Raw genomic sequence first — 12,368 nt, forward strand, 5'->3', positions numbered from 1 at the left:
CAATGGCCAAGTTCACTTTCAACATGCCCGACGTGGGCGAAGGCGTTGCCGAGGCGGAAATCGTCGAATGGCAGGTCAAGGTCGGCGACACCGTGTCGGAGGATCAGCACCTCGTCGACGTGATGACCGACAAGGCGACGATCGACATCGAAAGCCCGGTCGACGGCAAGGTTCTCGAAATTGCAGGTGAGGTCGGTGACACGATCTCTGTCGGGGCGATGCTGCTCGTGATCGAGGTCGAGGGCGAAGTGCCCGACGACGTCGAGGATAATGGCGATGATGAGCGCGGGGGCGAGGACGAGCACACGCCGCCCGACCCGAAATCGGAAGAAATCGAAACCCGGATCGAGGTCGAAACCTCCGACGCTTCCGACGCGGACGATGCGCTCGCCGCCGATCCCGACCCGACCCCGGCGCCCGAACCGGCTTCTCATGCGAAAGTCCTCGCGACGCCTGCCGTGCGCAAGCGTGCGCGCGACCTCGGCATCGATCTTTCGGAGATCAAACCGGCCGAGGATGGCCGTATCCGTCACGGCGATCTCGACCAGTTCCTTGCTTACAACGCAGGCGGCGGGTTTGCTCCTGCGGGCAAGGCGCGCGCGGATGAGGAAAAGAAGGTCATCGGTCTGCGCAAACGCATCGCGCAGAACATGGCCGCGTCGAAGCGCAACATACCGCACTTCTCCTATGTCGAGGAAATCGACGTGACCGAGATGGAGCGGATGCGCGCAGACCTCAACGCCAATCGCGGTTCGAAGCCCAAGCTCACCATGCTGCCGATGCTGATCACCGCGATCTGCAAGCTGATCCCGCAATATCCGATGATCAACGCGCGCTATGACGATGAAGCGGGCGTGGTGACGCGCCACGGTGCGGTGCACCTCGGCATGGCCACGCAGACCGACAACGGGCTGATGGTGCCGGTGATCCGCGATGCCCAGTCGCGCAATCTTTGGCAGCTCGCGACCGAGATCGGCCGCCTGGCCGAGGCAGCGCGCGACGGTTCGGCCAAGTCGGAAGAGCTTTCGGGTTCGACGCTAACCGTAACCTCCCTCGGCCCGCTTGGCGGTGTAGCGACCACGCCGGTCATCAACCGGCCCGAAGTTGCGATCATCGGTCCCAACCGGATTATCGAGCGTCCGATGTATGTCGATGACGGCAATGGCGGCGAGCGAATCGAGAAGCGCAAGCTGATGAATATCTCGATCAGCTGCGACCACCGCGTGGTCGACGGTTATGACGCTGCAAGCTTCATTCAGGAGCTCAAAAAGCTCGTTGAAACACCGGTTCTGCTGCTGACCGAATAAAGTTCGTTTTTTCGCGCCAAGGCTTGTTGACACCATGTGTCGGCAGCCTTATTGGCGCGTCTCCCAAGAGGCGCTAGCCGCTCAATATGCGCGGGTGTAGCTCAGTTGGTTAGAGTGTCGGCCTGTCACGCCGAAGGTCGCGGGTTCGAGTCCCGTCACTCGCGCCACTTGGGACATTTTCTTCCCTCAAGGGAAAATCACTAAAGCAGCTGGTCGAATGTGACATCCTGCCCCTTCGCGGGCAGGCTGACCAGCATGCCGTCTTCCGCTAATTCCAATCGCCCCTCGAACAGATCGGGGGCATCGCCTATGAAGGCGCGCTGGATCGGCCTTGCGGGCGGGGCAGGCACGAGGTGGTAGAGCACCAGCGCCTTCGCATCGGCCTGTTCTGCCACCCGCGCCGCATCCTCGGGCGAGGTGTGATAGTCCGGAATATCGGCCATGATCCTCGCGCCGTCGGTATTGCCGCGTTCCGCTAGCGTATCGCCGATGGTGCCGACCATCCGCGGATTGAGCGCCTCGTGGAAAAGCACGTCCGCTCCCTTCGATAAGGCGGCGAGTTCCCCGGAGTATTTCGTATCGCCGCTGATCACGAGCGAGCGCCCCTTGTAATCGACCCGAAACGCGAGCGAATGATCCACCGGGGCGTGATCGACGGTCAAAGCGCGGATAGTCACTCCATCCTGCTCGTAAACAACGCCATCGGAAATCACGCGGGCCACGCCGCCGAACCCACCGGGTCGAGCCACCTCCGGCCCGTGATGCGCAATGCGAAAGCCCCGGTCGATGTCATAGGCTTCCATGAAGCCCGCGACGACGCGCTCTGTCCCTTCGGGTCCGTAGATCGGTAGCGGCGCGCTTCGTCCGCCCGCCATCCACGCCTGCAGCATCAACTCGCCCAGGCCGTCGAGGTGATCGGAGTGGAGGTGGGTCAGAAAAGCGGCATCGAGCCGGTCCATCGGAAAGCCCATCGCGCCAAGCTTGCGCACCGAGCCTGAACCGGCGTCGAAGACGAAACCGCGTTTGCCCGCTAGTACCGCTATGCAAGGCCCGGCACGCGTTGCGTCGGGCATGGGCGAGCCGCTCCCGCAGACGTAGGCGTGGAGGCCGTCGGGAAGCTCTGCGCTGCGGTCGACGCCTGCGCGCTGCGCGACGGCGGTATCGAACAGGCGCTCCCCAATGGCGCGCTGGGCGAAGATCCAGATTGCAAACAGGACAGCGATCAACAGGACCGCACCCATAAGCCATTTGCGCTTCGTCACTTCCGCCTCCTTCAACTCGTAGGCGCCTCGGCCAACCTGCGCAGGTTGTCCTCATGATCCTCTCGGCTGATCTTGTAGCGCGAAACGAAGAATAGCGATCCCATCCACAGTGCCAGCAATGACGGTGCATACCACGCGCCGAGCGCCCAGAGCGTATCGGGCGATACGGTTGCGGGATCAGCGCCCTCGGGAAAGGCAATGACCGACAGGATCAGCCCGGCGGCGAGCACGCCCAGTCCCTGCGTCGTCTTTCGGGTGAAGGTGATCGCAGCGTAATACACGCCCTCGTTGCGGCGACCGGTCTTGAGCTGGTTTGATTCGACCAGATCGGCGATCATCGAGAAGCTCACCGCCTGCATCGCGATGATCAGCGACAGGTCGATGATGTTGATCCCGAGCACCAGCGGGAACAGCAGCGGATCACCGTTCTCCGGCATGATGCCGACCAGCCTCAGCAGTACCGGCATGGGCTGGATTCCGAAGGCTAGCAGGCCGATCACGATGGTCGCCCTCTTCTTGCCCAGCTTGCGCGTGGCGTAGGGTGCCAGCAGGAATCCGAACAGGGCGGAGAAGAACACCGTCGCGGTCCAGATGAAAATCTGCTCCTCGGAAAACTGCCAGAAGTAATTGAGCATGAGGAAAGCCAGCGCGGCGCTCAGGCCGGTAGCGATCGAGAACAGCACGGTTGCCAGGAACAGCGCTATGAAGCTACGTTCGCTCAAAATCTCGACCATTTCGCGGAAAATGCGCCGCATGCCGAAGCGCTCACCCATAACGGTGGGCGAATGAAGGTGCGGAATGCGGTGATGCGTGCCGACCGCAGAAATCATGATCGCAATGAAGATCGCCGCCGAACCGATCATGCCATAGGTCTCGTAAGCGTCGCGGTCGCGCATCCCCAAGGGGCCGGTCAGCAGGAGGCCGAACATCACGACGCTCATGATGTTGCCGCCCGCCCAGCCGAAGAAGATGCGATAGCTCTGGATGCTGGTGCGCTCGGCGTAGTCTCGCGATAATTCGGGGATCAGCGAGGAGCTCGGCGTCTCGTAGAAAGTAATGAAGGTGCGGATCAGGATCGCCATCAGGGTGAGGTATGCGAACAGGCCGCTCTGGCCGAGATCCGGCGGATTCCACAGCAGGAAATAGCTCAACGCAACCGGCAGCGCGGCGGCGTACATGAAGGGATGGCGCCTGCCCCAGCGGGACCGGAAGTTGTCCGACCAGTAACCAACCAGCGGATCGCTGATTGCATCGAATACGAGGGCGATCAGGATGGCGAGGCCGACAAGTCCCGGTTCTAGGCCGATGACCGTGCCGTAAAAGAAGAGCAGGAAGTAGTCGAAGCCGTTGTTCTTGATGCCGAAGGCAGCTGCGCCGATGCCATGCGCGACCTTCAGTCCGATAGAGGGCTTGTCGCGCTCCGGGGCGATAGCCCCCGACTGTGCTACATCCATGAAATCTCCTCTCTCCCGCGAGGGAAGCTAAGGAAATTGGGAATGACAGGCAAACTTACTTTTCAGGCGGACTCCAGCTGCCCGTTTCCATCCAGATGAGGAACCGGCGCAGAGGCAGGAGCCAGACGACGCCGAGCACGATGTAGACGATCGTCTGCGCCCAGGTCGGCCAACCACCTATCAGGTCAGGGGCGTAGCGCGCGATGACCACGCCGTAGATCATGAGAACAACGAAAAGGCCTATGATGCCCGCAGGTATCCGCCAGGTCGGCTGATCACGCATCAGAAAGGTCCGTAAAGGCGGGTGGGGGTGACAATGGCGGCAAGGGGCTGGTCATGCGGCTCGATTGGCAGCGCCTCGACCTTCTGGCAATCCCATGCCAAACCGATCGTCAGTGAATCGGGATTATCGGCGAGCCAGCGATCGTAGTGCCCGCCGCCCTGGCCGAGCCGCTCACCGCGCTCGGTAAAGCCGACGAGGGGGACGAACAGGACATCGGGTGAAAGCTTTTCCGCATCCGAAAGCGGTTGATGCAGGCCGAAAGCGCCTTCTTCGATATCGGTCTCGCCGTAGGGGTCGCTGTGATAAGCGAACTCCATCGGTCCTGCGGGGTCGGTAAACCGCGGAAGCGCGATGGTGTGACCGCGTTCCTGAAAGAAACCGGCATAGCTCGTTGTCGGCGCCTCTTCCGGCATGGCGCGGTAGAGACCGATCACGGCGTCATCGCCGATCATACCGAGCAGCGGGGCAGGGGGATGGCGAAACACCAGCCCGCGCATCGCATCGGGCAATTGCGCGACATGCTCTCGCCGCGCGGCACGGAGTTGTTTTCTGAGAGATTTCTTATCCATTTCCGTTCGCCCCCTGAGCTTGTCGGAGGGCTGCCCTTTCTATTGAACCAGCAAGATAGTGAAGCGCAGGGCTTGGACAAGCTCAGCCCGAACGGGCGCCCGCAGCGAAGCGTGACCGCTGATAGGCCGGCGCTCAAGTAGCCCAGCGGTAGCGCGAACTTCCCCGCGCTCAAGTAGTGAAGCGGTAGCGCGAAAATAGAGTGGCGGAACCACCATGGGTCGTTGCTCGAGAAATCCTCTGACGCCTAAACGTCAGGTGGGCGCCGTATACCCTGGAGCCCAGGACGAACCCGTACTCCGGGGCAGGGACAGCTCCCTAGGATTGCTTATAGCCTCAGGGATATTCAAACGGCTCGTGCCGGGCAGTCCCGCCGAAAGGCTATTTAGGAGGCCGTTGCCCCGCTCTCAAGCGTGTCGGCACATTTTTCGAGGCTTTCGGCTACTTCTTCGAGCAATCCGCTGAAATCCTGCGTCGGTTGCTGGGCAGTCGCGTTTTCTGCTGCTCGTTCCAGTTCGCCGACCTTTTGCGACAACGCGTTTCGCTCTTTCTCCAGGGTTTCGACCTTCGCGCGCAGTTCCTCGGAATCACCTGCTTCGAAGAGGGTCGCCTCAGCCTTGCCCGAGCTGGACTTCGCCTCGTGCAATTCGTCGGCGAGAAAGAGCGCGGCGAACAGCAGGTTCTGGCTCTCCTGCGGGGCGCGATTGGCGCCCATCGCCTCGATCTTCGCGTCGATCATCGAGCCGAGGTCGAGGATGTGCGCCTCTTCGCCATCATGGCATGAAACGTTGTAGCTGCGGCCACCGATCCTGAGCGTCACTTCGCTCATTGCTCCATCTCCGCGATCAGCTTGTCGAGGTCGTGCAGCGTGCCGGCGACTTCCTCGCGCAGCTTTTCATGACGATTGACGAGGCCGAGAACATTGGGCGGTGTGCCTGTCTCTGACGAACGCACAGCCTTGCTCGCCGCGTCGATCCGGGCAAGCGCGGCTTCGATCCGTGCAACGGCGCTTTCGGTCCGTGACCCATTCATGGCCTGAGATTTAGCAATATTCGCCCTTGGAGCAAAGCCTTGCGCCATCCTGTTGATAACTCCTCTGGGCTTTGAACGGCTTGCGCTGAAATGGGGGTTTGGCGAGGGGGCGGGTTGACCTTGCCAAACCCATCCGCGAAGGCTTCGCGCGCGCCGAATCGACACGCGGACGGCCCTTTGTTTTCCGGCTGTTCCGCCCACCATCAGGAGCCATCGCCGAATGAGCCTCGATCCCGCCCGTATGCAGAACATGGCCAATGCCATTCGCGCCCTTTCCATGGACGCAGTGCAAGCCGCCAATTCGGGCCACCCCGGCATGCCGATGGGCATGGCCGATGTCGCAACCGTCCTCTGGTCGAAATATCTGAAGTTCGATCCATCTGCGCCCAATTGGGACGATCGCGATCGCTTCGTCCTCTCTGCAGGCCACGGCTCGATGCTGATCTACAGCCTCCTGCACCTGTCGGGCTACGAGCAACCGACGATGGAGGACATCCGCAATTTCCGTCAGCTCGGCTCGCCTTGTGCAGGCCACCCCGAAAACTTCCTCCTGCCCGGTGTCGAGTGCACCACCGGCCCGCTGGGTCAGGGTCTTGCGATGGCGGTCGGCATGGCAATGGCCGAGCGGCACCTCAATGCGAAGTTCGGCAGCGAGCTCGTCGATCACCACACCTGGGTGGTCGCGGGTGACGGCTGCCTGATGGAAGGGATAAATCACGAGGCGATCGGCCTCGCCGGTCACCTCAAGCTCGGCCAGATGAACGTGCTTTGGGACGACAACAACATCACCATCGACGGCGAAACCGATCTTTCGACCAGCGAGAACATCAAGGCGCGCTACGAAGCGACCGGCTGGCACGTCACCGAATGCGACGGGCATGACTTCGCCGACATCGACCGTGCGATGCAAGAGGCGATGGCGCACGAGCGCCCTTCGCTGATCGCGTGCCGGACGGTGATCGGCAAGGGCGCGCCGAACAAGCAGGGCACCAGCGCCACGCACGGCGCGCCGCTCGGCCCAGAGGAAATCGCTGCCGCCCGTCAAACGCTGGGCTGGGAAGCAGAGCCCTTCGTCATTCCCGATGAGATCTTGTCGGACTGGCGCTCGACGGGCGAGCGAGGTCACAAGGCGCGCGAGGAGTGGGAAGCGCGACTGGCCGAGGACGCGGACCGCCGCGCCGCCTATGAAGCTGGTACGATGACGGGCGGCGATCTGGCCGGTCCTGCGCTCGAAGCTTTCATCAGCGGCCTTGCCAAGGAGCCGCAGAAGGTTGCGACCCGCAAGGCGAGCGAAATGGCGCTTACCCAACTGACCGCGAACATCGAGAACATGATCGGCGGTTCGGCCGACCTTACAGGCTCCAACAACACCAAGACGCCTTCGACCGATGCCTTCGGTGCGGACGACTATTCGGGTCGCTATGTCTATTACGGCATCCGCGAGTTCGGCATGGCCGCCGCGATGAACGGCATGGCGCTGCACGGCGGGATCATCCCTTACGGCGGCACCTTCCTGATCTTCAGCGACTATTGCCGCAATGCGATCCGCCTCTCGGCGCTGCAGCAGTGTGAGCCGGTCTACGTCATGACCCACGATTCGATCGGACTTGGCGAAGACGGCCCGACCCACCAGCCGGTGGAGCAGGTTATGAGCCTGCGGCTGATCCCGAACCTCAATGTCTATCGTCCGGCCGACGTGATCGAGACGGCGGAGTGCTGGGCGCAGGCTTTGCGTACGCCTGGGACGCCCTCTGTCCTTTGTCTGTCGCGCCAGGGGCTTCCTCAGCTGCGCGGCGAGGGTGACGAGAACTGGAGCGTCGACAGCAATCGCTCGGCCAAGGGCGCATACCGCCTCAAGGCCGCGGAGAATGCGCGCAAGGTCATTCTGATCGCGACCGGATCGGAAGTGCATCTGGCGATGGAAGTCGCGGCAAAGCTGGAACAAGACGGCGTCGGTGCCGACGTGATCTCGATGCCGTGCATGGAACTGTTCGAGCAGCAGGATGAAGCCTACAAGCAAGACCTGTTGCCCAATGTCGACCCGTCCGAAATCCTGCGCGTCTCGATCGAGGCGGGCACGACGCTCGGCTGGGAGCGCTACACGATGGCGAACGGGCTGACGATCGGTCTCGACCGCTTCGGAGCTTCGGCCCCGGCAGAACAGCTCTTTGAAAAATTCGGTTTCACCGTGGACGCAATCGTCCCGAAAATTCACAACAAATTGAACGGCTAAGCAGGAGTTTCTCTCATGGCGACCAAGGTTGCGATCAACGGTTTCGGACGTATCGGGCGGCTTGTCGCCCGGGCAATTCTGGAGCGGGACGACCACGATCTCGATCTCGTTTCGATCAACGATCTCGCGGACACCAAGTCGAACGCGTTGCTGTTCCAGTATGACAGCACGCACGGCCGCTTCCCCGGCACGGTCGAAGTCGATGGCGACAGCATTGTCGTCAATGGCAAGGCGATCAAGGTCACCAGCGAGCGTGATCCGGGCAATCTGCCGCATGGTGAGCAGGGCATCGACATCGTGCTCGAATGCACCGGCTTCTTCCAGAGCCACGAAGCGGCGGAGCCGCACATCAAGGCGGGTGCCAAGCGCGTCCTGATCTCGGCCCCCGCAAAGAACGTTTCTGCGACGATCGTTTATGGCGTGAACCACGAGACGCTGACTGCAGACGACGTGATTGTCTCCAACGCCAGCTGCACCACCAATTGCCTCTCGCCGATGGCGAAGGTGCTGCACGACACTGTGGGCATCGAGCGTGGTTTCATGACCACTATCCACAGCTATACCAACGACCAGCGTATGCTCGACCAGATGCATTCGGACATGCGGCGTGCACGCGGAGGTGCGCAGAACATGATCCCGACGACCACTGGCGCTGCCCGTGCGGTCGGTCTGGTGCTGCCCGAACTCGCCGGCAAGCTTGACGGGTCTTCGGTTCGCGTGCCGACGCCGAACGTCAGCCTCGTCGACCTCGTCTTCACCCCCGGCCGCGACACCAGCGCAGAGGAACTGAACGCCGCGCTCAAGGCCGCTGCGGAAGGCAAGATGAAGGGCGTGCTCGATTACACCGACCAGCCGCTCGTTTCGAGCGACTTCAACCACTATCCAGCCAGCTCGACCATCGACAGCCTCGAAACCTCCGTCATGGAAGGTAAGCTGGCGCGAGTCGTCAGCTGGTACGACAATGAATGGGGCTTCTCGAACCGCATGATCGACACCGCCGGTGTCATGGCGAGCTTCCTTTAAAGGAGCGCGAATATGGCTGCCTTCAAAACCCTGGATGACCTGAGCGATGACCTCGGTGATGTGACCGGCAAGGTCGCGCTGGTGCGCGTAGACCTGAACCTTCCGATGAAGGATGGTTCGGCCACCGACGTTACGCGAGTGGAGGCAGTCAAGCCGACCATCCTCGAACTGTGCGACAAGGGCGCGAAAGTGCTCATGATCGCGCATTTCGGTCGTCCGGGCGGCAAACGCTCCTCGGTGCTCTCGACCAGCATGGTGCAGGGCGATGTCGAGGAAGTGCTCGGCAAGGAAATCATGTTCATTCCCGAGGTCGCAGGGCCCGTGGTCGAACAGTCGATCGGCATTCTCGGAGACGGCGATATCGGCCTGCTCGACAATATCCGTTTCTGGCCGGGTGAAGAAGCCAACGATCCCGAGTTTGCGAAGGCAATTGCCGCGCATGGCGATTTCTACGTCAACGACGCCTTTTCCGCCGCGCACCGCGCGCACGCCTCGACCGAGGGGCTGGCGCATCTCCTTCCGGCCTATGCTGGCCGCGCGATGGAGAAAGAGCTGAAGGCGCTCGATGCCGCACTCGGCAATCCCGAACAGCCTGTCGCGGCTTTGGTCGGCGGGGCCAAGGTCTCGACCAAGCTCGACGTTCTCGAAAACCTTGTCGGCAAGGTGCAGCACCTGATCATCGGTGGCGGCATGGCCAACACTTTCCTTGCTGCGCGCGGGGTCAATGTCGGCAAGTCGCTGTGCGAGCATGAGCTGACCGATACGGCCAACAAGATCATGGATCAGGCCGATCATGCCGGGTGCACCGTGCATCTGCCCTATGATGTGGTGGTGGCGAAGGAATTCGCAGCCAATCCATCCTCGCTGCGCACCTGCAACGTTCACGAGGTCGCCGAGGACGAGATGATCCTCGACGTCGGCCCGCAAGCGGTCGAGGCTCTCGCAGACGTGCTCAAGACATGCCGCACGCTGGTGTGGAACGGTCCGCTGGGCGCTTTCGAGACCGAGCCGTTCGATGCGGCCACGGTCGCGCTGGCAAAGACGGCTGCGGCGCTGACGCAGGAAGGCTCGCTCACCTCGGTTGCGGGCGGCGGCGATACCGTTGCGGCGCTTGCCCATGCAGGCGTCGCGGGCGACATGACCTATATCTCGACCGCAGGCGGCGCTTTCCTCGAATGGATGGAAGGCAAGGAACTGCCCGGCGTAGCGGCGCTTTCCAAGTGAGCGAGAACGAAGCTGTCGGTTCCTCTGGCGGACTGGTTCCCGTTACCGAGGGTGAGTGGGCAGGATGGTCCACATGGAAGGGTGACGCTTTCGAACAGCGCGCCGGTCCGTTCTACGAACGCGTGGAGGAAGGCGGCGGCCGGGTCACGGCATTTCGGGCAGAAGATCGGCACATGAACGGTGCGGGCTTCATGCACGGGGGATGCATGATGACCTTTGCCGATTCGGCGCTTTTCACGATCGCCAGCGATGCGCTGGGCGATTCTCACGGCGTCACCATGAACCTGTCCGGCGATTTTCTCGACGCTGCCCGTGTTGGTCAGTTGATAGAAGCGCGCGGCGAAGTGACACGGGCGGGCGGAAAGACTATCTACGTGAGAGGGATCGTAACCGCCGACGCTGCACCGGTACTCAGTTTTACAGGCATCATTCGCAGGGTCGGTCCACGCAGGGGCACCTGATGGTCGAAACGCATAGTCTTTTCCCGACACCGTTTGGTAAAGACATGCTGCAGAGCGAGGAGGGTATCGCGGTCCTGCGCCAAGCCATCGAGGCGGAGCGAAAACGCGATCCCAAAGGCATCCGGATCTCCAATGTCGGGGGCTGGCATTCCAATACCAACATGATCGACTGGGGTGGCGAGGCTGCCCGCGCTCTTGCCTACAAGGCAATGACGATGGCCGACGCGCTCACGATCGATAGCAAATCGCCGGGTAATTCACGCTTTGGCTGGGTGCCGGAAATGTGGGCGAATGTCAGCACCGCGGGCGACGCCAATCAGTATCACTATCATCCGGGCAGCTTCTGGTCGGCGGTCGCCTATATCGACGATGGCTATGAGGGGGATGAGGATCCTGCCCTTGGAGGGGAGCTGCTCTTGCTCGATCCTCGCATGCCGTCGATTCGAATGACTGCTCCCGATTTGCGGCTTGCCAATGCCGATGGTGGACAGATGGTCAACGAGATACCTGTCCGTCCGAAATCGGGCGATATCGTGATTTTTCCGAGCTGGCTTCAGCATGCGGTCCGTCCATTTTACGGCTCTGGCACGCGCATTTCGATCGCGATCAACCTGATCGCGGCTCTCAAGAAGCCGCACTAGCGTTTAGCGATAGTCCGGATTTGGCGCGTCGAAACGGCGCCCTTCCTTCCACAGATCGACCGAATTGCCATGCGCGGGAATGCCGCCTGCGTCCTTGAGCATGCGCGCCATGTGCATCAGGTTCCAGGTCATGAACGTCGTGTTGCGGCGAGTGAAGTCATTGTCGAAACCAACATAGCCTTCACCGTCTTCCCTGGCGTCACCATAGCTGGGTCCGGGGCCAGCTTCTCCGATCCAGCCAGCATCTGCCTGCGGCGGAATGGTATACCCCACGTGCTGGAGCGAATAGAGCACGCCCATGCCGACGTGCTTGATGCCATCTTCGTTCCCGGTGACGATGCAGCCGCCAACCTTGCCATAGAAGACGTACTGACCCTTGTCGTTGGTCTGACCCGAGTGGGCATAGAGCCGCTCGATCAGGCGCTGGCACACGGACGATTTCTCCCCCAGCCAGATCGGGGTGCCGATGACGAGAATATCCGCTTCGCGCACCCTTTCCCAGATTGTTGGCCAGTCGTCTTTTTCCACGCGGTGTTCGGTCATGTCGGGATAGACACCGGGCGCAATATCATGATCGACGAGGCGAACCTGTTCGAGCGAAACCGAATTGCGAACGAGGATCGCTTCCGTCACGCCCAGCAGCTTGTCGGTATGAGATCCTTCGGGCGACTTTTTCAGTGTGCAATTGATGGTCAGCGCCTTGAGATCGCTGAAGTCGGTCCGGTTCTCGTCGCAAAGTCGTTCCTGGGTCGGGTCAAGCAAGCCAATTCTCCTCTTCTCGAACACTCAACGTTTGAGGCGCGGAAAGGTTACGAGGCACCGGTTGCAAGGTCCGCAGTGCCTAGCTATTGGCCCGCCAGAGCGCATTCGTATGCACGATT

The 12,368-nt window shown here is 61.5% G+C and carries 13 protein-coding genes, 1 tRNA gene and 1 other RNA gene; 7 read left to right on the top strand and 8 right to left on the bottom strand.

Annotation, left to right across the window (positions count from 1 at the left end; translation table 11 throughout):
• Positions 1-2: 2 nt before the first annotated feature.
• Both CCE89_RS12610 and CCE89_RS12615 read left to right on the top strand, forming a co-directional pair.
• Entirely contained in the window at positions 3-1,307 is a 1,305-nt protein-coding gene (locus CCE89_RS12610; protein WP_086438407.1) for a dihydrolipoamide acetyltransferase family protein, read from the top strand.
• A 90-nt stretch (positions 1,308-1,397) separates the two neighbouring features.
• Positions 1,398-1,474 (top strand) — tRNA-Asp (locus CCE89_RS12615).
• A gap of 33 nt (positions 1,475-1,507) precedes the next feature.
• Here the strand turns inward: CCE89_RS12615 and CCE89_RS12620 are convergent.
• From CCE89_RS12620 to CCE89_RS12645, 7 genes are all read right to left on the bottom strand, one after another.
• A complete protein-coding gene (locus CCE89_RS12620; protein WP_200810348.1) occupies positions 1,508-2,569 on the bottom strand; it encodes an MBL fold metallo-hydrolase in 1,062 nt (353 codons plus the stop codon).
• Positions 2,570-2,580: 11 nt separating this feature from the next.
• A complete protein-coding gene (locus CCE89_RS12625; protein ID WP_086438409.1) occupies positions 2,581-4,023 on the bottom strand; it encodes an MFS transporter in 1,443 nt (480 codons plus the stop codon).
• Between the two features lie 55 nt (positions 4,024-4,078).
• Positions 4,079-4,306 (bottom strand): DUF2842 domain-containing protein, encoded by a 228-nt coding sequence (locus CCE89_RS12630; protein ID WP_086438410.1) that lies wholly within the window; start codon positions 4,304-4,306, stop codon positions 4,079-4,081.
• Entirely contained in the window at positions 4,306-4,875 is a 570-nt protein-coding gene (locus tag CCE89_RS12635) for a 5-formyltetrahydrofolate cyclo-ligase (protein WP_086438411.1), read from the bottom strand. Before CCE89_RS12635 ends, CCE89_RS12630 begins: the two co-directional genes overlap by 1 nt.
• A gap of 202 nt (positions 4,876-5,077) precedes the next feature.
• Positions 5,078-5,247, bottom strand: a non-coding RNA gene (ssrS, locus tag CCE89_RS15620) — 6S RNA.
• Between the two features lie 11 nt (positions 5,248-5,258).
• Positions 5,259-5,702, bottom strand: a complete 444-nt coding sequence (gene zapA, locus CCE89_RS12640) for a cell division protein ZapA (RefSeq protein ID WP_086438412.1) — start codon at positions 5,700-5,702, stop codon at positions 5,259-5,261.
• Entirely contained in the window at positions 5,699-5,905 is a 207-nt protein-coding gene (locus CCE89_RS12645) for a hypothetical protein (RefSeq protein WP_086438413.1), read from the bottom strand. Before CCE89_RS12645 ends, zapA begins: the two co-directional genes overlap by 4 nt.
• Before the next feature lie 220 nt (positions 5,906-6,125).
• Between CCE89_RS12645 and tkt the strand changes: the two genes are divergently transcribed.
• From tkt to CCE89_RS12670, 5 genes are read left to right on the top strand one after another with little or no spacing between them, the layout of a single operon-like run.
• On the top strand, positions 6,126-8,138 hold the full coding sequence (gene tkt / locus CCE89_RS12650) for a transketolase (RefSeq protein WP_086438414.1): 2,013 nt from the start codon (positions 6,126-6,128) through the stop codon (positions 8,136-8,138).
• 15 nt (positions 8,139-8,153) lie between these two features.
• Entirely contained in the window at positions 8,154-9,161 is a 1,008-nt protein-coding gene (gene gap, locus CCE89_RS12655; RefSeq protein ID WP_086438415.1) for a type I glyceraldehyde-3-phosphate dehydrogenase, read from the top strand.
• A 12-nt stretch (positions 9,162-9,173) separates the two neighbouring features.
• Positions 9,174-10,385, top strand: a complete 1,212-nt coding sequence (locus CCE89_RS12660) for a phosphoglycerate kinase (RefSeq protein WP_086438416.1) — start codon at positions 9,174-9,176, stop codon at positions 10,383-10,385.
• A complete protein-coding gene (locus CCE89_RS12665) occupies positions 10,382-10,846 on the top strand; it encodes a PaaI family thioesterase (RefSeq protein ID WP_086438417.1) in 465 nt (154 codons plus the stop codon). Before CCE89_RS12660 ends, CCE89_RS12665 begins: the two co-directional genes overlap by 4 nt.
• Entirely contained in the window at positions 10,846-11,487 is a 642-nt protein-coding gene (locus tag CCE89_RS12670) for a 2OG-Fe(II) oxygenase family protein (RefSeq protein ID WP_086438418.1), read from the top strand. The genes CCE89_RS12665 and CCE89_RS12670 overlap by 1 nt, the downstream gene beginning before the upstream one ends.
• Before the next feature lie 3 nt (positions 11,488-11,490).
• Here CCE89_RS12670 and CCE89_RS12675 read toward each other — a convergent pair whose 3' ends face one another.
• Entirely contained in the window at positions 11,491-12,249 is a 759-nt protein-coding gene (locus tag CCE89_RS12675; protein ID WP_086438419.1) for a flavodoxin family protein, read from the bottom strand.
• Between the last annotated feature and the right edge of the window lie 119 nt (positions 12,250-12,368).

Origin of the sequence: Altererythrobacter xiamenensis (genome assembly GCF_900177715.1) — a bacterium.
In the GTDB taxonomy this organism is placed as follows: domain Bacteria; phylum Pseudomonadota; class Alphaproteobacteria; order Sphingomonadales; family Sphingomonadaceae; genus Erythrobacter; species Erythrobacter xiamenensis.